Annotated in this window: 18 protein-coding genes; 6 read left to right on the plus strand and 12 right to left on the minus strand. The window is 54.5% G+C overall.

Annotated elements, in window-relative coordinates; translation table 11 throughout:
• The first annotated feature begins 37 nt into the window (after positions 1 to 37).
• Genes rapZ through ACIQ2T_RS04835 form a run of 4 tightly spaced genes read left to right on the plus strand, consistent with a single transcriptional unit; the run spans position 38 to position 2491 of the window.
• Positions 38 to 1003, plus strand: a complete 966-nt coding sequence (gene rapZ / locus ACIQ2T_RS04820) for an RNase adapter RapZ (protein WP_397589824.1) — start codon at positions 38 to 40, stop codon at positions 1001 to 1003.
• Entirely contained in the window at positions 1000 to 1404 is a 405-nt protein-coding gene (locus tag ACIQ2T_RS04825; RefSeq protein ID WP_397589825.1) for a PTS sugar transporter subunit IIA, read from the plus strand. Before rapZ ends, ACIQ2T_RS04825 begins: the two co-directional genes overlap by 4 nt.
• A complete protein-coding gene (locus ACIQ2T_RS04830) occupies positions 1401 to 1679 on the plus strand; it encodes an HPr family phosphocarrier protein (RefSeq protein WP_397589826.1) in 279 nt (92 codons plus the stop codon). Before ACIQ2T_RS04825 ends, ACIQ2T_RS04830 begins: the two co-directional genes overlap by 4 nt.
• Positions 1679 to 2491: a TrmH family RNA methyltransferase gene (locus ACIQ2T_RS04835; RefSeq protein ID WP_397589827.1), complete on the plus strand. Its 813-nt coding sequence runs from the start codon at positions 1679 to 1681 to the stop codon at positions 2489 to 2491. Before ACIQ2T_RS04830 ends, ACIQ2T_RS04835 begins: the two co-directional genes overlap by 1 nt.
• A 21-nt stretch (positions 2492 to 2512) precedes the next feature.
• Here ACIQ2T_RS04835 and rmuC read toward each other — a convergent pair whose 3' ends face one another.
• From rmuC to ACIQ2T_RS04850, 3 genes are read right to left on the minus strand one after another with little or no spacing between them, the layout of a single operon-like run.
• Positions 2513 to 3853, minus strand: a complete 1341-nt coding sequence (gene rmuC / locus ACIQ2T_RS04840; protein WP_397589828.1) for a DNA recombination protein RmuC — start codon at positions 3851 to 3853, stop codon at positions 2513 to 2515.
• Positions 3854 to 3907: 54 nt separating this feature from the next.
• Positions 3908 to 4642: a CDP-alcohol phosphatidyltransferase family protein gene (locus ACIQ2T_RS04845; RefSeq protein WP_397589829.1), complete on the minus strand. Its 735-nt coding sequence runs from the start codon at positions 4640 to 4642 to the stop codon at positions 3908 to 3910.
• A 32-nt stretch (positions 4643 to 4674) separates the two neighbouring features.
• On the minus strand, positions 4675 to 5409 hold the full coding sequence (locus tag ACIQ2T_RS04850) for a phosphatidylserine decarboxylase (RefSeq protein ID WP_306063443.1): 735 nt from the start codon (positions 5407 to 5409) through the stop codon (positions 4675 to 4677).
• A gap of 152 nt (positions 5410 to 5561) precedes the next feature.
• Between ACIQ2T_RS04850 and ACIQ2T_RS04855 the strand changes: the two genes are divergently transcribed.
• Positions 5562 to 6782 (plus strand): NADP-dependent isocitrate dehydrogenase, encoded by a 1221-nt coding sequence (locus ACIQ2T_RS04855; protein WP_397589830.1) that lies wholly within the window; start codon positions 5562 to 5564, stop codon positions 6780 to 6782.
• 101 nt (positions 6783 to 6883) lie between these two features.
• On the plus strand, positions 6884 to 8644 hold the full coding sequence (locus tag ACIQ2T_RS04860) for a cation:proton antiporter (protein ID WP_397589831.1): 1761 nt from the start codon (positions 6884 to 6886) through the stop codon (positions 8642 to 8644).
• Here the strand turns inward: ACIQ2T_RS04860 and alaS are convergent.
• From alaS to dapA, 9 genes are all read right to left on the minus strand, one after another.
• Positions 8641 to 11283, minus strand: a complete 2643-nt coding sequence (gene alaS, locus ACIQ2T_RS04865; protein ID WP_397589832.1) for an alanine--tRNA ligase — start codon at positions 11281 to 11283, stop codon at positions 8641 to 8643. The genes ACIQ2T_RS04860 and alaS overlap by 4 nt on opposite strands.
• A gap of 63 nt (positions 11284 to 11346) precedes the next feature.
• Positions 11347 to 11973 (minus strand): glutathione S-transferase family protein, encoded by a 627-nt coding sequence (locus tag ACIQ2T_RS04870; RefSeq protein ID WP_397589833.1) that lies wholly within the window; start codon positions 11971 to 11973, stop codon positions 11347 to 11349.
• Positions 11974 to 11984: 11 nt separating this feature from the next.
• Complete coding sequence (gene speB / locus ACIQ2T_RS04875; protein ID WP_397589834.1) at positions 11985 to 12803, minus strand: agmatinase; 819 nt, start codon at positions 12801 to 12803, stop codon at positions 11985 to 11987.
• 191 nt (positions 12804 to 12994) lie between these two features.
• Positions 12995 to 14074 carry a recombinase RecA gene (recA, locus tag ACIQ2T_RS04880; RefSeq protein ID WP_397589835.1) on the minus strand — a complete coding sequence of 360 codons (1080 nt, stop codon included), beginning with the start codon at positions 14072 to 14074 and terminating at the stop codon, positions 12995 to 12997.
• Between the two features lie 126 nt (positions 14075 to 14200).
• On the minus strand, positions 14201 to 16609 hold the full coding sequence (locus ACIQ2T_RS04885; RefSeq protein WP_397589836.1) for a response regulator: 2409 nt from the start codon (positions 16607 to 16609) through the stop codon (positions 14201 to 14203).
• 9 nt (positions 16610 to 16618) lie between these two features.
• Positions 16619 to 18667, minus strand: coding sequence for a M13 family metallopeptidase (locus ACIQ2T_RS04890; RefSeq protein ID WP_397589837.1), 2049 nt, complete (start codon positions 18665 to 18667; stop codon positions 16619 to 16621).
• Positions 18668 to 18730: 63 nt separating this feature from the next.
• On the minus strand, positions 18731 to 19297 hold the full coding sequence (locus ACIQ2T_RS04895) for a DUF2062 domain-containing protein (protein ID WP_300036769.1): 567 nt from the start codon (positions 19295 to 19297) through the stop codon (positions 18731 to 18733).
• Complete coding sequence (gene smpB / locus ACIQ2T_RS04900) at positions 19294 to 19776, minus strand: SsrA-binding protein SmpB (protein ID WP_300036771.1); 483 nt, start codon at positions 19774 to 19776, stop codon at positions 19294 to 19296. The genes ACIQ2T_RS04895 and smpB overlap by 4 nt, the downstream gene beginning before the upstream one ends.
• Positions 19776 to 20651, minus strand: a complete 876-nt coding sequence (dapA, locus tag ACIQ2T_RS04905; protein ID WP_397589838.1) for a 4-hydroxy-tetrahydrodipicolinate synthase — start codon at positions 20649 to 20651, stop codon at positions 19776 to 19778. The genes smpB and dapA overlap by 1 nt, the downstream gene beginning before the upstream one ends.
• Positions 20652 to 20755: the final 104 nt, after the last annotated feature.

A 20755-nucleotide genomic window follows, 5' to 3' on the forward strand; every position in this document is an offset into this window, starting at 1 on the left:
GAAAAACCCCTACCATTGCAATTGAGAGGGTAAAATCTTGAAGCCAAAAAAATCTTCAGAACCCCAGAAAATCTTGTTGATCACGGGTGTGTCCGGCGCGGGAAAAACGACCGTCCTTAAAACACTGGAAGATTTGGGTTGGGAAACCGTCGACAATTTCCCGATTAAGCTCGCTCCACAATTACTCAAAATACCAGCATCGGGCAGCGAAGACGGTCCAAATACCCCGCTGGCGCTCGGATTTGATAGCCGTACCCGCGGTTTTGATGCTGGAGCATTAATTGAGCAAATCAAGGCGCTGCAGACTCAGCCCAATCTAGAAATTATGACATTATTTCTCGACTGTGCTGGCGTGGAAATCGAACGCCGCTACGCCGAGACACGCCGCCGCCACCCTATGGCGCAGGACCGCCCGGCGATGGACGGCGTTGCGATTGACCGCAACTTGATGGAACCATTTCGCCGCTGGGCGGAAACGGTCGTCGATACGAGCAAGCTGTCTGCGTATGATTTGCAGCAGGTCATCCGCGAACGCTTCACAAGCGAAAAAACACCACATTCGACTATTACGGTCACGAGTTTTGGTTTTTCGCGCGGGGTGCCGCACAACGCAGATCTTGTCTTTGACCTCCGGTTTCTGCGCAATCCCCATTGGGACAGCGCTCTGCGCCCAATGACGGGGATGGATGCAAGTGTTGCAGAATATGTTGCGGCGGACCCCAAATATGACGAAGCTATGCAGAAGATCCGGGACTTGCTCCGCTTCCTGCTGCCGCTCTACGATGCTCAGGGTAAGGCGTATATCAACATCGCATTTGGTTGCACCGGCGGACGTCACCGATCTGTGCATGTGGCCGAAACATTTGGTAATTGGTTACGCGAAGACGGGTTCGCTCTTACGGTGTCGCATCGCAATCTGACGTCAAGACCGATTGACGCGCTTGAGGAGCCTGCTAACGGCGCAAACAGTAATACGGCGCGACAGGACAGTAAAAGCACATGATTGGTTTGATTTTAGTCACGCATGGTAAACTCGCGAGCGAGTTTCTTGTCGCCCTTGAACATGTTGTCGGGCCGCAAAAGAACGTTGCGACCATCTGCATCGGGCCGCATGACGACATGGAAGCGCGTCGCAATGAAATTGCCGCCGCAATCAAAACCGTCGATACAGGCAAGGGCGTGATTATCTTATCCGACCTGTTTGGTGGCACGCCATCGAACCTCGCAATCTCTCTGCTCGATAGCGGATGTGTTGAGGTTATCGCGGGCGTGAACCTGCCAATGCTTATCAGGCTCGACAGCGCCCGCAAGAATCTGGACGTAAAAGAGGCTGTAGCGGCCGCCCGCGAAGCCGGCCGCAAATATATCAGCGTTGCCTCCGAAGTGCTTGAGGTATCGCGGTGACGCGCCTCTGCAGGACAGTAACGATCGTCAACCAAAAAGGCCTGCACGCCCGCGCCAGCGCCAAATTCGTAACGTTCGTGAGCCGCCTGCCTGAGGGAATTAAGGTCGAAGTCGAAAAGGACGGTCAGTTTGTTACGGGCACGTCAATCATGGGCCTGATGATGCTCGGCGCGGCACAGGGCAGCGAAGTCATCATCCATGTTGAAGGCGAACAGGCGGATCTCGCCATTGAAAAGCTTGTGGGTCTGGTTGTTGACGGTTTTGGCGAAGACTGATGCGCCGGGATATCATCGGATTTTCAAATCCGCTGCTGAAGGAAATCCGCGGGCTGCGTGAGAAAAAATTGCGCAAACGCGCGGGGCTTTTCCTTGCCGAAGGACTGCGGATCATGACTGAGGCGCGGGAAGCAGGGTTTCTCCCCGAAATGCTGTTTCGTGTCAAAGACCGGCCGTTACATGACCTTGAAGTTACGCTGGAGGCGGAGGTGCTTGCGAACGGCGGCGACGTCATCGAAACGAGCGCGGACATCATGGCCAAGCTGTCGGGCAAGGACAACGCACAGGCCGTGGTCGGCGTCTATCGCGACCATGGGACCGCCTTGGCGGATGTTGACCGTGGCACCGCGCCCATATGGCTCGTTGCCCAATCGATGCGGGACCCCGGCAATCTGGGCACGATGTTGCGCACCGGTGATGCCGTCGGCGCCGGTGGTCTTATTCTGATAGATGATTGCACCGATCCTTTTTCCGTCGAGTCCGTCCGCGCAAGCATGGGCGCGATCTTCACCCAAAAGATTGTGCAGTGCAGATGGGAGGAATTCACCGCTTGGTTGCGCAGCGGCACAGGCCAATTGGTTGGCACCAGCCTACAAACCGATACCGATTACCAAGCCGCTCGCTACAGCGCGCCGTGCTTTATCTTGACCGGGAATGAGGCGCAGGGCCTACCCGACGACTATGAAAGCCAGTGTGACCTGCGCGTGAAAATGCCGATGCGTGGCAAAGCAGACAGCTTAAATGCGGCTGTGGCGACCGCAGTGATGGCGTATGAGGTTTTGAACCAGTTTCGGCATTCGAACGCGAAATAATCGCAACCGCAACGCCAATTCTTATGCGGGGCCTTCGCGCTGATCGGCGATCGGCGTCGCCGTTTCACCTTCGCTATAACGCGGCAGCGCCTCAACCAATGGAACCTCTTCCAAATCGCGCTTGCCGGTTTCGATATTAAGGTCCGCAAATTTCCGGCCCGTCGATATGACGTTGCGTTCGAAGCTGCCGACGAATTTGTTGTAATTGTTCACCGCCGACGAAAGCCCGCTACCGACTGATTTCAAATGCTGCGCCGCAACGGCAATTCGGTCGTACATTTCCTTACCCAAGGCGCCAATTTGCTTCGCCTCGCGCGCAAGTCCTTCTTGGCGCCAGACACTGGCAACAGTTCGCGCAATCGCCACAAGGTTGGTTGGCGTGGCCAAAAGAACTTTTTTATCGAATGCAAAGTCCCACAATTGCGGTTCATGCTCAAGCGCCGCCGCGAGGAAATGCTCACCGGGGACAAACATGATGACATAATCAGGGGCCTCGGAAAACTGGTCCCAATAGGCCTTACGCGACAGGCCTTCGATATGGTTTTTCATCGACTGCGTATGGCGCGTCATGGCAACGGCACGTACATCATCGTCGACGGAGTCAAACGCGTCCTGATAATCGTTCAACGATACCTTGGCATCGATGACCAAGGTACGCCCGCCGGGCACATGGATGACCGCATCGGGCCGCAGACGCAGACCGTCACCCACATCAATGCTTGTTTCCAAATCGAAATCGACATGCTCGGACAAGCCGCAGCTTTCGAGCACATTTTTCAACTGTTGCTCGCCCCAACGTCCGCGCGCCTTGGGCGCATTGCGCAAGGAGTTCATAAGCCCAGAAGCGACGCTCGAGACACGCTCCTGACCAATGCGCATTTCACCAATCAAGCCCTTTAGATCGCCATAGGCCTCGGTCCGGTCCTTCTCGATTTTGCCAACCTGCTCTTCATAAGCTTTGAGCTTTTCACCCACTGGCCCAAGAAGCTGCTTCAGCCGCTCTTCGTTCTTCTCGCCAGCTTGGTGAAAGCGTTCATCGGCGCGTTGCAGGAACGCAGCCTGCGCCTCGCCCAATAATTTCTGTCCAATTTCGCCAAATTGCGCGGACAAATTCTCTTTGGCATCACCAAGCGCCGCGATCTGTTCTTCAAAGCTGCGCTCGCGCTCCTCCAAGCTCGTTTCAAGCCGCGCCAAGCGGTCCTTGGCGCTATCACGCTCGACAACCACCTGATCAAGCATCGCGCGCAGTTGGCTCGTCGTTTCAAGCCCTGCTTTGCCCGCGCGGCCTCCGGCGAACCAACCAAGCGCCAGCCCACCCAACAATGCAAAAATGACGATGACAATGACGATTAACGGCTCCAACGGCCAACTCCCAAATAAGAACGAAAATGGAACATAGCCCTTGCGGAACAGAGGTCAAGTGGCTTCGGAAAAGGTCCGTTGCGACTTTTTGACGCGGGCATAGCTCATCATACTGAATGGCAGCATTCCGGCGTATAAGATGCCAACACCAATGAGAGCGACCCAAGGCGCAGCAACCAACGTTGCCACAAACAAGCTAACCGCGGCGAGCGCCATAAAACGAAGGCTGCGTCGGATCTTAATCGACGACCAGCTATAGGTTGCAACATTGGAAACCATCAAAAACGCACAAAGCAAAAGCCATGGAGCAAGGAGGCGATAGTCACGCACCCACTCCGCACCCGTCTCAAACCAGATCATCATCGGCAGCAGTGCCAGCGCGGCGCCCGGCGGCGATGGAACGCCTGTGTTAAATCCGGCAGATTTATGTGGTTGGTTATCGGTGTCGATCTGCGCGTTAAACCGTGCCAGTCGAAGCGCGGCGCAGAGCACAAAAAACACCGATATCGTCCAGCCAAAGCGCGGCATGTCCTGCATGACCCACATATATATGATCAACGCCGGCGTTGCCCCGAACGCAATCACGTCAGATAGCGAGTCCAATTCAGCACCAAAGCGGCTCTCGCCCTTCAACATACGGGCAATGCGACCGTCCATGGCGTCGAGCACACCGGCAATGACGATAGCCGCCACCGCGTTTTCCCAACGCCCCTGCATCGCAAACCACGCACCGGACAAGCCAGTGCATAGTGCAAGTGCAGTAACAGCATTCGGGGCAAGTGCCCGCAAGGGAATTCCAGGCCGGGAGGAATGCGCGCCCATCAATGCGCGACGGCGATCAGGTCCTGATCCACGCCGATTTCAGCGAGAACCGTTTCACCAGCAACGCAACGCTGGCCCTTTATGACCCGCGAAGACGTACCATGGGGCAAATAAACGTCAACACGGCTGCCAAAGCGAATGAGGCCGACACGTTGGCCATTGGCAACGCTGTCCCCTTCTTTGACGAAGGCAACAATGCGGCGCGCAACTAATCCGGCGATTTGGGTAAAACCAATGCGGACACCATCGCTGCGTTCAACAAGGAAATGCTGGCGTTCGTTTTCCTCGCTGGCCTTATCAAGGTCAGCGTTCAGAAATTTTCCGGCAATATACACAACGCGCTTGATTGTGCCGCGAATGGGTGTCCGATTGATGTGCACATCAAACACGCTCATAAAGATCGACACGCGGGTCATTGGCTGGTCGCCAAGTCCATCAGGTCCGCGCAATTCAACAGGCGGCTGTACTTTTTCGATCAAGGTCACAAGACCGTCCGCCGGCGCGACAACAAAACGTTCATCAATGGGTGTCGCACGGGCTGGATCACGGAAGAATGACAATGTCCAAACAGTAACGGCGCCCATGGGCCATGCCAGCGTTTCCCAAGCCATAAATGCAAAAAACAGGGTTATGCCAGCGGCGATAAGTCCGAATTTACGGCCCTCGGGGTGAATGGGTGGAAACGACCATTTCGCGACCCCGGAGCCCCGGTTTGTCAATTCTTGTCTACTCATTTCACTTAGCTAGGGGATGCGCCGCCATCTTACAACCTTAGATGCCAGTTCCACCATCTTCCAACAATATCAGGGTGGTGGTTGAACAAATGGTAGACTTTGCTATGGCACCGCTCATCAACCCATCTCCCTAATGGAAAGCTCTCTCTGCCATGGCAAAAATTAAGGTCAAAAACCCGGTCGTTGAACTCGATGGCGACGAGATGACTCGTATCATTTGGGAATGGATACGTGAACGCCTCATTTTGCCATATCTCGATGTCGACCTTAAATATTATGATTTGGGCATGGAATATCGCGATAAGACCAATGACAAGGTCACCGTTGAATCCGCCAATGCCATTCGCGAGTTCGGCGTAGGCGTGAAATGCGCTACTATTACGCCAGATGAGGCCCGCGTGGAAGAATTCGGCCTACAGAAAATGTGGAAATCACCCAACGGCACCATCCGCAATATCCTTGGTGGCGTCGTCTTCCGTGAACCCATCGTCATTGATAACGTACCGCGCTTGATCCCTGGCTGGACGGACCCAATTGTTATTGGCCGCCATGCTTTTGGTGACCAATATCGCGCAACCGATTTCCTCGTCCCTGGCCCTGGAACGCTTCGTCTTGTATGGGATGGCGATGATGGCCAGCGGATTGACGAAGAGGTGTTTCGTTACCCGTCACCCGGCGTTGCACTGGCGATGTACAATCTCGACGATTCTATCCGCGACTTTGCGCGCGCGTCCTTGAATTATGGCGTCACCCGCGAATGGCCGGTCTATCTGTCCACCAAGAATACGATTCTGAAATATTATGATGGCCGGTTCAAGGACCTGTTCCAAGAAGTGTTCGAGGCAGAATTCGCCGAAAAGTTCAAGGAACTGGGCATTGTCTACGAACATCGTTTGATCGACGATATGGTTGCTTCGGCGCTAAAATGGTCGGGCAAGTTTATCTGGGCGTGTAAGAATTATGACGGCGACGTGCAGTCCGATCAGGTTGCGCAGGGCTTTGGTTCTCTTGGTCTGATGACCTCCATCCTGATGACGCCAGATGGCAAGACCGTTGAAGCAGAAGCCGCGCACGGCACGGTCACACGCCACTTCCGCCAGCATCAGCAGGGCAAGGCAACGTCTACCAACCCGATTGCGTCAATCTTCGCATGGACTGGCGGTCTGAAATTCCGTGGCAAATTTGACGAAACGCCAGACGTTACGCGCTTTGCAGAAACGCTTGAGGAAGTGTGCATCCAGACAGTCGAAGACGGCCACATGACAAAGGATCTCGCAATCCTGATCGGTCCGGATCAGGCGTGGATGACCACGGAGCAATTCTTCGAGCAAGTGCGCGCCAATCTCGAAATCAAAATGGGTAGCTGGATGTAAATCCAACCCTTTTGACAACATCGAAGCGTGGGAGGCGACTCCCGCGCTTTTTTATTGCCCTACCCTTTCTTTATCATGCCCCCTGTGCGTAAATGGAATTTATGGCAGGCGAACTACAAACCGAAGGCATTAGCGATCTTCTCGTCATTCTGGGTGCAGCGGGAATAGTGATCCCCGCTTTTGCCCGGCTTCGCATCACGCCCATCATTGGTTTTATATTGGTCGGGATAATGGTTGGCCCGATGGGACTTGGATCCTTGGTGCCACTGTATCCAATGCTCGAATGGGTCACCATCACCAATCCAGAGGCTATTCATCCCATAGGCGAGTATGGTATTGTTTTATTGCTGTTCTCCATTGGTCTTGAGCTATCCTTTCGTAGATTATGGAAAATGCGGCGTTTGGTATTCCGCGTCGGTGCAGCGCAGTTATTTGGCGCTGGCCTGATTATTGCGGCTGGTCTGTATCTGTTCGGATATGGCGCGACCGCCGCCATCGGCATTGGGGTTGCATTAGCGCTTTCTTCCACAGCGCTGGTGCTTCCAATATCTGGTACGCATTCCGCCGTGGGTAAGTCAGCGCTAGCGATGTTGCTGTTCGAAGATTTAGCCATTGTCCCAATAATATTCGTTTTGGGTGCATTGGCTCCACAAGCCGGCGCGGATTCATGGTCAGGTCTCGTCACCGTATTGTGGCAGGGGGCTCTGGTTATCATCGGAATGCTTGTGCTTGGCCGCTTTTTCTTGCCCCGCCTGTTCGGACAAGCCGCGCGAACAAAAAGCCCTGAATTATTTGTATCGGTCAGCTTGCTCGTTGTCATTGTCGCAAGTCTGGCGACTGGCGCGGTTGGCCTTTCGCCAATCGTGGGCGCGATGATCGCCGGTCTCTTAATCGCGGAGACCGACTATCATAACGAAGTGGATGTGATGACTGCACCCTTCAAAGGGCTAGCCTTGGGTGTCTTTCTTATCAGCATTGGAATGCAGGTCGATTTGCGTTTCGTCGCCGCGAATTGGGCCGCTCTGGTTGGCGCTGTAGCCGCTGTGGTGATTGTTAAAGCAGTGGTGACCGCAAGTTTGTTGAAATTGAACGGGGCACGCACGGGCACCGCAACCGAAACAGGTGTCCTCATGGGCAGCCCGTCCGAAACAACCCTGATCGTCTTAGGCGTCGCAGGCGCAGCGCAGATCATTGACGCCGCCACCATTAACTTCTGGCAAGTGGCCACCGCAATTGGTCTGACTATCACGCCGATATTGGCGCGGATCGGTCATGATATGTCCCGCCGTCTAGAATTGCGCGAGAGCGACGACGAAGTGCACGAACAAGACCCGACGCAAGAACCACAAACGGTCGTGATTGGTTTTGGCCGGGTTGGAAAGCTGGTGGCCGATATGCTGACCACGCACGGGCAGCCTTATGTTGCTGTCGATTCCAATGTCGACGCAGTAACCGCCGCCCGGCGCGGGGGGTACAAGGTTATCTACGGCGACGTTTCTCGGCCCGAAACGCTTGATAAATTGAGCTTGGGCCATGCCAAGGCGTTGATACTGACCATGGATCAGCCGGTATTGGCCGAACATATCGTCAAGCGGGTTCGTAAATGGTTGCCCGATATCACGATTGTTGTGCGCGCCCGTGATCCGGACCATGCCGCGCGGCTCTATCAAGCCGGCGCGAGCGACGCCGTGCCCGAAACGCTGGAAAGCTCGCTTCAGTTATCGGAGGCAGTGCTTGTCGATCTGGGCGTTGCCATGGGCCCGGTTATCGCGTCGATCCATCAAAAGCGCGACGAATTCCGGCGGCAGATTAAAGAAGCTGGAGGCCTTGATGAGGCCCCCAAGCTTAAACCTACCGCTTAACCAGCGATTTTTGCTTTAATCGCATCCAACGCGGCCTGCGCCAGTTCAGCGCCCGCTGGACCGCCACCTTGCGCCATATCAGGGCGCCCGCCACCGCCTTGCGCACCCATGGCTTCGGTTGCAGCACGCACAAGATCTGGCGCCGTCACTGTGCCATGCAAAGCAGGTGATACTGCGACCACAACAGTATTGCTATTTTCATTGGCAGCAATGATTGCCACGATGCCCGTGCCGATGGCCTTCATCTGCTCATCCGCGAGGCCGCGGAGAGCCTTCGGTTCAATTCCAGCGATGACCTGCCCCATGAAAGTGAAATTACCGATTTGCTGGGCTTCGGCCTTGGGGCCGCTGCCACCGGACAGTGCCAATGCGTTCTTCGCTTCGGAAAGCTCTTTTTCCATCCGCTTGCGCTCACTAATGAGTGTTTCGATGCGCACGCCTACTTCGTCTGGCGCGGTCTTCAACATCGCGGCCACGTTCTTCAATTGTGTTTCACGGCCAACAAGCCACAAGCGTGCGGCCTCTCCGGTCAGCGCCTCGATACGGCGGATGCCGCTTGCCACAGCACCTTCGGATACGATCGTGAACAAAGCGATGTCACCTAATGCGTTAACATGGGTTCCTCCGCATAGTTCGAGCGAGTAATGGCTATCGTCCGTTTTGCCCATCGTCAGAACGCGGACCTCGTCGCCATATTTCTCACCGAACAATGCAAGCGCACCAGCGGCCACGGCATCATCCGGGGTCATTAACCGGGTTGTGACCGCTTGGTTGCCGCGGATTTGCGCATTCACGTCGGCCTCAATAAGTGCGATATCTTGCGGACCAACTGCCTGATTATGCGAGAAGTCGAAGCGCAAGCGGTCTGGCGCGACCAAGCTGCCCTTTTGCGTCACATGCTCGCCAAGACGATTGCGCAGCGATGCATGCAGCAAATGCGTGGCGCTATGGTTCGCGCGTAATGAATCACGGCGTTCAGTGTCGATCTTCAACGTGACAAAATCGCCAACCTTGATCTCGCCAGTACCAATTGTTACCTGATGCGCATGCAAACGCCCGAGTGGCTTAGCGGTGTCCGTGACTTCACCGCGCATATTGCTGTTTGAAATAACGCCAGCATCGCCCATCTGGCCGCCGCTTTCGCCATAAAAGGGTGTTTGATTGGTAATGACAGTAACGGCGTCGTTGGCCGCTGCCGATTGCACTTCGATGCCGTCTTTAACAAGGGCCACCACCTGCCCCTCGCCTTCGCTTGCGGCATAGCCAGTGAATTCGGTCGCGCCGGCGCGTTCGGCAATGTCGAACCACACATCATCAGATGCCTTGGCGCCAGAACCCTTCCAAGCGGCGCGTGCCATCGCTTTTTGACTATTCATCGCTGTTTCAAAGCCAGCCTGATCAATGCCAAAGCCCTGCGCACGCAGTGCGTCTTCAGTCAGATCATAAGGAAACCCGAACGTGTCATAGAGCTTAAACGCGGTATCGCCCGCCAAAATATCGCCCGGCGTCATGCCAGCCGTTGCCTCATCAAGCAGCTTAATGCCCTTATCGAGCGTCCGGCGGAATTGTGTCTCTTCCTGCTTTAACGTTGCTTCAATCAACGGCTGCGCGCGCAAGAGTTCGGGGTAAGCCGCACCCATTTCGGCGGCAAGACTACCAACCAGACGGTGCATAAGCGGCTCTTTCGCGCCAAGAATATGCGCGTGGCGCATCGCCCGGCGCATGATCCGGCGCAAGACATAGCCGCGGCCTTCATTGGATGGCATCACACCATCGGCCAGCAAGAAGCTTGTCGACCGCAAATGGTCTGCGATCACGCGATGGCTTGCCTTTTGCTCGCCGACAGCTTTTGTGCCTGTGAGCTCTTCAGAGGCGTTGATCAGTGCTTTGAAGGTGTCTGTGTCGTAATTGTCCGGAACGCCCTGCATGACCGCTGCGATGCGCTCAAGCCCCATGCCCGTGTCGATCGATGGCTTGGGCAATGGCACGTCCGTGCCATCGTCCTGCCGTTCGAACTGCATGAACACGAGGTTCCAGATTTCGACAAAACGGTCGCCATCCTCATCAGCGCTTCCAGGCGGCCCGCCGAAAATATGATCGCCATGGTCATAGAATATTTCGCTGCATGGCCCACAAGGTCCAGTGTCGCCCATTGACCAGAAGTTATCGTTAGTCGAAATCCGGATGATGCGTTCTTCGGGAAGCCCGGCAATCTTGCGCCACAGGTCAAACGCCTCGTCATCCGTATGATAAACGGTGGTCGTTAAACGCGACGGGTCAAGACCCCATTCTTTAGTAAGCAACGTCCATGCGTGAGTGATCGCTTGTTCTTTAAAATAATCGCCGAACGAGAAATTGCCGAGCATTTCAAAAAATGTGTGATGGCGCGCCGTGTACCCGACATTGTCTAGATCGTTATGCTTGCCGCCTGCACGCACGCATTTCTGGCTTGAAGCTGCACGCGGCGTTTCGCGGCTTTCAAGGCCAGTGAACACATTTTTGAACGGTACCATCCCGGCATTGACGAACATCAATGTTGGGTCGTTATACGGCACGAGTGGCGCGGACTGCACCACGTCATGTTTGGCACCACCGAAATAATCGAGGAAGCCGCGGCGGATATCATTGGTCGATGTCATAGTGTCAGCGACTTAGGGAACGTCTCGCTATGCTGCAAGCCAGATATGCAGTTTGCGGAACCATTATGCATAGGCATAAGGCCCGCCCTTTTCGAGCGCGGTTTGAAACGCGGGACGTGCGTGGATTTTTTCAACAAAAGCCGAGAGGTTTGGCAGGTTTGCAGCCTTCCCCATTTTGACGGCCACTTCGGTGGGAAAGCTCATCATGATATCGGCGCCGGTCAGGCTGTCCCCTACAAACCAACCTGTGGCTCTCAGGGTCTCATCCATAAATGCAAAATGGCTGTCCAATTGTTGCTGGATACGCGGGTGTAGGGGCGCAGCAGCTTCGCCCAAGCGCGCGGTGTAAAGGTTAAGCAAGATTGGCGTCATCACCGAACCTTCGGCAAAGTGCATGAATTCTAGGTAGCGGATATGCAGATCGGTACCGCGCGCTGGAACAAGATTCCCCCCATTATGACGTTCGCACAGATATTCCACGATGGCGGCGGATTCGAAAATCAGTTTCCCGTCATCTTCAATCATTGGCGACTTGCCCAATGGATGGACCTTTAAAAGCGCATCTGGCGCGAGATTGGTCACCGCATCGCGCGCATAATGGCGGATGTCATAAGGAAGATTCAACTCTTCGAGCAACCACAAGATACGCTGCGAACGGGAGTTGTTGAGATGGTGTACAATGATGCTCATGGCTGTTCCCTTTATGACTGGTCGTTATTTTGATGTATATGCGCGGCAACTTCCCGCACAAGCTTGGCTGCTACTATGGCGGTAATGTCGTTCACATCGCGCGTGGGGTTAAGTTCCACAATGTCTGCACCAACAATGTACGCCTTCTGTTTGGCAAGAACGGACAATAACTCGCGTATGGTTAAACCACCGGGCTCTGGATGCGCCACGCCAGGCGCTTCGGACGGATCAATGCCATCCAGATCGATGCTGATATACAATGGGCCGTCAAGTGCGGGCACTTGCGCTGTCTGGAAGTTTAGCATGGGAATGATTTCGACATTATAGCGTTCAGCCTGTTCACGGCAATGCGTGTTCAATGTACGAATACCGACTTGCACTAGACGCGTTGCATGGCCGGCTTCTAATATCCGAGCAAAAGGCGACGCATGGCTGCGCGGGTTGCCTTCAAAATCGGCATAGATATCGGGATGCGCATCAAAATGCAGGATGTTAAGCGGCCCGTGCCGCGCTGCCAACGCTGCGACCATTGGAAACGTTACGGCATGGTCCCCGCCGAGTGATAGTGGAATTCCACCCGCGTCCATAGTCTCGGTGACAGCCTGTTTGATCATCGCATCATCGGCAGCACAGTCGACGTCCGACAGCGGCAGATCGCCAAGGTCTTTGAACGCGATATCTGTGCCGATTTCATGGCCCGATTGCGCAAACAGATTGCCCCGATCGCTCCACAAGGCCGCGCGGATTGCGGCCGGTGCAAGGGCAGCGCCACGCGCGAATGAGCTGTTTTGGTCGGTTGGCAATCCAATAAGATGAATGATAGGCTTCATACGGGCAGTTGGGCCGCCGCTATCATATCTGTCAAGTCTCGTGCGGCTCTAGCTTTATGTATATGCGCCCCAATAGCGAAGCCTCAACCCATGCAGACACAAATGACCCGCCCCAGGGTGGACCAGGGCGGGTCGAAAGCAGCAGCCTCAGGCAAGGCCGCGCTTGTTCTTAAAAAAGGGAAGCCGTCGCCTTAAACGTCGTCGTCCGCTTCGGGGCCTGTCATCAGGACCTCAGCCACTTCCTCCGTCTTTCCGCGGATGGCTGCTTCCAACCGCGCCGCAACTTCAGGATTTTCAGTCAGGTAACCTTTCGAATTCTCGCGACCTTGCCCGATACGGATCGAATCATAGCTGAACCAGCTACCCGATTTCTCAACCAATCCGGCCTTCACACCCAGATCGAGCAGCTCACCCGTTTTGGAAATGCCTTCGCCATACATGATATCAAATTCGACCTGCTTAAACGGCGGAGCCACCTTGTTCTTCACAACCTTCACGCGGGTCGTGTTGCCCACAATATCTTCACCTGCCTTGATTTGGCCCGTGCGGCGAATGTCCAAACGCACCGACGCATAAAATTTCAACGCATTGCCGCCCGTTGTCGTTTCAGGCGAACCGTACATCACACCAATCTTCATACGAATCTGGTTAATGAAGATGACCATGCAGTTCGAACGGCTTATCGAGCCGGTGATTTTGCGGAGCGCTTGGCTCATCAATCGCGCTTGCAGACCAACATGGCTATCGCCCATCTCACCCTCGATTTCTGCGCGCGGAACGAGTGCAGCCACGGAGTCGATCACAATGATATCCACCGCGTTTGAACGCACGAGCGTATCGGCGATCTCAAGCGCCTGTTCACCCGTGTCCGGCTGAGACACGATCAAATTGTCGATATCCACACCAAGCTTCTTAGCATAGCCGGGGTCAAGCGCATGCTCCGCGTCGATGAATGCAGCGGTACCACCCGCCTTCTGCGCCTCTGCAATCACGTGCAAGGTCAGCGTTGTCTTACCCGAGCTTTCAGGGCCGTAAATTTCAATCACGCGGCCTTTTGGCAATCCACCAATGCCAAGTGCTATGTCGAGCCCAAGCGAACCGGTCGACACCGCATCAATGCTAATCGCTTCACGGCTGCCCAGCTTCATCGCCGAACCCTTGCCGAATGCGCGATCAATCTGCGCTAAGGCTGCTTCTAGTGCCTTTTCACGTTCCGAATTTTTCATACCGTTTGCCTGATTCCCGTCAATAATTTTGAGACTTGCTGCCATTTTTCCACTCCTTAGCGTCATGCCTGGTTCCGAAAACCCTTCCGGAATAACAGCCATGTACACCTTCTGTTCTAAAAGAACAAGAGCAGAACAAAAAAATTTATTTATGCTATTTCAATATCTAACTTAACCATCCTTCGCAAGCGCGTCGTGCACAGCTTCCGCAATCTGCTGAACAGAAAATGGCTTAGCCAAGAACGATACATTGTCGAGGCTGATCGTCTCGCGCAATTGCTCTTCGGCATAGCCCGACATGAACAGCAACCGGATCTCGCCATAGTTCTCCCGCAATTGCCGTGCCATCGATGGGCCGTCCAAATTGGGCATCACGACGTCCGACACCACCAAGTCATAGCGCTTTCCATCGGCAAACAGCTCAAGCGCCTGTTCGCCGTCGCTTGCAGTTTCGACCACATAGCCCTGCCGCACCAGCGCGCGCTCTGCGACTGCGCGGACCATATCCTCGTCCTCGACAATCAAGATCCGGCCGCTGCCCCACAAGTCCTTTGGCTTATACAATTCACGCTTGGCGATTTCCGATGCGGCAGCTTCGCCGTGATGAACAGGTAGGATTATGTCGAAACGCGTGCCCTGCCCCGGCTTCGAGTCGGCGAAAATGAACCCGCCCGATTGTTTCACGATACCGTATACCGTTGACAAACCTAGCCCAGTTCCGTTGCCTATTTCCTTAGTTGTAAAAAATGGTTCGAATATCTTAGACAAATTTTCTTTGGGAATACCAAAACCGCTGTCTTCAACCGAAAGCTGAACATAGTCACCCACAGGTAGGGATTCGCCACCCATCGCAGAGACTTCGCCTTGGCTGACTGCAGCCGTGCTGATGTGCACCACGCCGCCCTTCGGCATCGCATCGCGCGCGTTGACGCCCAGGTTGATGATAACTTGCTCTAGCTGCCCCGGGTCGGCCCGCACGGCGCCTACATTGCGTCCATGGTGCACCTCTAGCCGCACAGTCGCACCCAACAAGCGCTTCAGGAGGCTCGAAACATCGGCCACCACATTGGCCAGCTGCAGGATTTGCGGGCGCAGGGTTTGCTGCCGCGAAAAGGCCAGCAATTGTCGCGTTAGGCTTGCTGCGCGATTTGAATTATTTTTGATCTGCTGGATATCGTCATAGTCGCTGTCCCCCGGTTGATGGCGCAGCAGCATAAGATCGCAATAGCCTATAATCGCAGTCAGAATATTGTTAAAATCGTGCGCCACGCCGCCGGCCAGTTGACCGATGGATTCCATCTTCGTCTGCTGCGCGACTTGGCGTTTCAGGATTATCTCTTCGCTGTTGTCTTTCAGCCCAAGCAGCACGGCGGCGTCACCCAGCCCGCGTACCCCAGCGATGGATAACGCAATCACCTCATCCGGCCGCTCCTTCAGCCGGATAGCAATATCACCCGAGGTCATCGAACCGCTGCCATAACGTCGGATGCTGTCAAGGACGGCCCCTTTGTCTTCGCCAATGACAAGGTCAGCCGGATAAGGCGGCAGTTTTGTAGGTTCGACATCAAGAACGCGGGCGAAGGCATCGTTTGCGAATAGAAAGCGCCCGTCGCGGTCAACGAGAGCGAGCCCCAGTGGCAAGGTCGACAACAATTGCTCAACATGCGCCAGTGCCAGACCGCGGTCCACTGTAGCGCCCTCTTCATCGACGGCGAGCAACAGCGCCGCGCCTTCCGCAGCATTCTGGTTCAAGGGTATGTGCAGCAACCGGATCGGCAAACCACTGCGGCCCTCGCGTTCAAAATATACGCTGCCCTTTTCGTCCATCCGCACAAAGTCACCAAATAGCTGCCCGCTAGTCGTCTCGACACCAGCACCCGTTGCCCGCAACGCAAAAGCCGCGTTTGCGCTGCGCACCCGGCCATCAGGGCCCACGGCAACCGCCATCACGCCACTGCTGGACATAGCCCGACCTATCCGTCCGGATATCAGCTCAATAGCGCGGCTTTCAATACCGAGCCGTTCCAAAGTTTCCAAACGCCACAAAAGATACTCGTCGGCCGCGCCTGCCCTTGCGACCTTGACGCTGTAACTGCGGCCCTCTTTCCTTACGGCATTAACGCCCGCGCTTCCGTCGCGCCAAGCAGCGCGGCCGGCTTCGACAAGTGCGACGCGGCTGGCATCATCAACACCTAGATCGGGCGGCGCCTTCAGCCCGGGAAAGGCCATCGTAAAATGGTCGTTGGCGCACACTAAGCGCCCGGCGCGGTCGCTAATTGCGATGGCGGCATTGCTCGACTGGGTCGCGGCATGGGTAATGGACCAATCGGGTACGGACAGCACTTGCCTATTGTCCGCTGTACGACCGCCACGGAAATATTGGATAAGCCCCGCAGCAGCGATGATCCCAGCGCTGCAGGACCCAACCAATATTACACTTTTGGTGGAAAACCACAGGATCAAAAGCGACAGCACAATTGCCAAAGACAGAACCGCCAATTGCAGCAGCTGTGGGCGAGGAGACGTATCGACATCCCCACCAAGCATCTGAAACTCAGTTGGCGGGGGTATCTTATTCAAAGCAGCTCCTTACCAGATTCGAACGCGGTCCTCAGGCTTGAGGTAAATTTTTCCATCTGCCTTGGGCTGGAACGCATCGTACCATTTGTCAAGATTGCGTACCACCCAAGCACGCTGCGTCGAGGGGCTGTGCGGATCAGTTATCAACCGCTGACGCAAATTGGCTTCGCGGTAATTGCGGCGCCATACCTGGGCCCAGCCAAGGAAGAATCGCTGATCCCCAGTCATTCCATCAAGTACCGCCGGCTCTTTGCCGTTGAGTGAAGTCCGGTACGCATCATAGGCAATCGTCAATCCGGCAAGGTCGCCAATATTCTCGCCCAGCGTAAATTCACCCTTCACTGATGCGTCAGGAAAAATCTTGTACGCGTCATATTGCGCAATCAATTTTTTGCCTGCTGCCTCAAAAGCCTTCACGTCGCTCTCTGTCCACCAATCGGATAGTTTCCCCGTGGCGTCATATTTGGAACCTTGGTCATCAAAATGGTGGCTAATCTCATGACCAATGACAGCACCAATGCCGCCGTAATTCACTGCTGCATCCGCCTTTGCATCAAAAAATGGTGGTTGGAGAATAGCCGCAGGGAACACAACTTCATTCATGCCAAAATTGGCATAAGCGTTGACCGTTTGCGGCAACATGCCCCATTCCCAACGACGGATTGGCTGCCCAAGCTTCGACATGTTATCATCAAAACCCCATTGGTTGGAACGCAGGTCATTTCCAAACACATCACCACGTACGATCTTCAGGGTAGAATAATCTTTCCAACGATCGGGGTAGCCGATCTTCGTTGTAAAGTTGGCCAGCTTGGCGCGTGCCTTGACCTTAGTTTCAGGCTGCATCCAAGCGAGATTATCAATGCGGCGGCCCATTGCGGCGAGCACATTTTTAACCAGTACATCCATCGCTGCCTTGGTCTCTGGGGGGAAATATTTCGCAGCATAGGCTTTACCCACCTCGTCACCCACGGTGCCTTCGGTCAATCCAATACCACGTTTCCAGCGCGGTTCGCGTTGCGGCGTTCCTTGCAGGGTGGTGCCGTAAAAGGCGAAGGTCGTGTCGGCGACAGCGTCAGGCAGAACGTTAGAGAAAGTTGACAGGCTGTTGACGAGCATCTGATCTTTCAGCACGGACAAATCCGTTTCCGCATATATATTGGATATGCCCGTCAGCGCGCTTGGCTGGCTGACGATGACGTCACTTATCTTGGGGCTCAACTTTGCAAGGATAGGCGACATTTTTAACCCTGGTGTTATGGCATCCAACTGCTGCAACGACATTTTGTTGTAGGTCTTGGTCGCATCACTGGAATCTTCACGCGTCCACTGTACGGCAGCAATTTTCTTCTCCATCGCAAAGATCGCATCGGCACGGGCCACTGCGTTTTTCTCACCCGCAAGCATCAGCATTTGTGCAAGATAGTCCTTGTAAGCCTTTCTTATACCTTCAAATTTATCATTTTCGATCAGATACATATCACGATCAGGCAAGCCAGTGCCGCTTTGATAAATCTGGAAAATATAGACGTCAGGGTTTTTGTCATCCTGCCCAACATAGCCACCGAACAACGCGCCAACGCCATTGCGTGCCGCAATAGGCATCAGCTTTTCAAAATCTGCTTTGCTTTTCACACCGCGCACGGTTTTCAACCATGGCTGTACGGGCGCAAGGCCCTTTTTCTCAACAGCAGCTTGATCAACATAGCTCGCGTAAACATCGCCTGCCTTGCTTCCCTTGCGGTCTTTCTCCGCATCCAGCACCAGCTTGACGCGGTCTTTGGAGAGATCGTCGAGGGCAGTAAACATTCCGTAGTTGGACTTGTCCGCTGGTATAGCCGTTGTGGCGGCCCATTTGCCATTTGCAAATAAGTAAAAATCATCTGCGGGCGACACGCTCGCATCCATGCCCGCTATGTCAAAACCGAAAGTGCCCAGTTGCGCGCCGTCTTTGCTAACTTTCTGCGGCGGCTGCTGCGCCTCTTGCGCAAAAGAAGGTGTTGCTAGCGATGCCAGCGACACAGAAGCGGCCAGTGCCAGCTTATTAGCGAAATTCATGTTTATACTCCCCGGAAAGATATGGGAGACTACTACGACGGACGGAACGATGCCTCCAAAGGCTTATCCACCAGACGCAATTGCTTTCGACCGGCGTCGCCATTTCACGCTCACCCGCCAACGCCAGAACAACGCTGCGATAAAATAGCCTATGATAGCCATACCGATAGAAATGATGGCAAGCCCGGCAATGCCCTGCAAAAGTGCAAGCGGGGCTTCGTTCCAGACATAGTCACCCCAAGCAGAAAGTGGCGCGGAAGTCTCTATCAGCTGGTAAAAGTGGCCCGACCCATTGTTTAAGCGAAGCACGGACTCGCCAACGTAAACCGATCCGAACAAGATAAACGGAGTTGTCGCAGGCATGCTCAGAAAGGTCATGGCTGCGCCGATGGGAATATTGGCCCTGAAAGGTAGTGCCAAAAGCGCCACGCCTGCAATTTGCACACCGGGTATCAAAAGGAAAATGCCTACCAGCAAGCCAAGTGCTACACCGCGCGGCACGGAGCGACGCGTAAAACGCCAAAGCGCCGGATGGAAAACGCGCTGCGCAAACGGTCGCAAGAAGCGACTGCGCTCAAAGCTGTCCCGTGTTGGTGCTTGCTGCTGAAGCCAGGCGTTGAATTTACTCATCCACGGTCCCGCATGATACGTCCTTGTTCCCGCTTCCAGTCGCGTTCTTTTTCTGTCGCCCTTTTATCAGGCGCCTTTTTACCCTTTGCCAATGCAAGCTCAACCTTTGCCCTACCTCTGCCATTAAAATAAATCGAAAGCGGAACAAGCGTCATACCTTGCCGCATAACCGCGCCATGAAGCTTATGTATTTCACGTTCGTTAAGCAGCAGTTTTCGCGGGCGTTTTGGCTCGTGGTTATTGCGGTTGCCGTGGCTAAACTCGGGTATGTTGGCATTGATGAGCCAAATTTGGTCATCGCGCACCTCGGCATAGCTTTCGGCGATTGACCCTTCGCCAAACCGAAGTGACTTTACCTCCGTACCTGTAAGGACAATACCCGCCTCATATTTATCATCGATATGAAAATCATACCGCGCCCGCCGGTTTTCAGCGACCGTTTTCACTTTGTTAAAGGCTTCGGGCTTTGGGCGGGTCATTAAATAAGGCCTGCATTCTCCAAGGCGGCGTCCACCAGTCGACGGCTCGCCTCGCTTGGCGGCGTCATTGGCAAACGCAATTCTGTTGGAAATCCTTCGATAACACGCGACAATGCATATTTTATTGGCCCAGGAGATGCATCAGAAAACAGCGCTAAATGAAGAGGATATAGCTTATCGTTCAGTTCGCGTGCGAGATCGTAATCGCCCAAGGCACATGCCGCCTGAAATGCAGCGCAAAGCTTCGGCGCGACATTAGCTGTAACTGAAATACACCCCCTGCCCCCCGCAGCGTTGAACGCTAGCGATTGCTCATCAACGCCCGACAGCAAGCAGAAATCCGGTCCGCAAGCCAAGCGGTGATCGGTGACACGGGGCATATCTCCGCTGGCGTCCTTAATGCCGATTACCGTGGGGAGCTTCGCAAGCCGCGCAACGGTTTCAGGTTTAATATCGGTCACCGTCCGCGCAGGTACATTGTACAGCACGATGGGCAAGTCGTTCTTCTTCGTCATATGTTCAAAGTGCGCGTAAATGCCCTCTTGATTGGGGCGGTTGTAATATGGCGCAACTACGAGCCCAGCAGCCGCCCCGCTTTTCTTTGAAAAGTTCAAGTGCAGAACCGCATTGTTAGTGTCGTTCGACCCGCAACCAGCGATAACAGGAACACGGCCAGCGGCCTGTTCGATACACACTTCAATAACACGATGATGCTCGGCATTCGACAGCGTTGATGCTTCGCCAGTGGTCCCAGCCGGCACAAGCGCGTTAGAGCCCTGATCGATTTGCCAATCGATCAACGCGCGAAAATGCTTTTCGCTAAACGCTCCGTCGTAAAAAGGAGTCACTAGGGCCGGTATTGAACCCGAAAACATAGCATAGGACTTTCATTCTGGGCCATAATAGCCGCTTGTGGCTATATAGTCGTTCATTCAGCAACTGATAAGGATGGGGCACATAATATGTCCAGCATGGTAAA

This window comes from Sphingorhabdus sp. (assembly GCF_044357595.1).
Taxonomy (GTDB): domain Bacteria; phylum Pseudomonadota; class Alphaproteobacteria; order Sphingomonadales; family Sphingomonadaceae; genus Sphingorhabdus_B.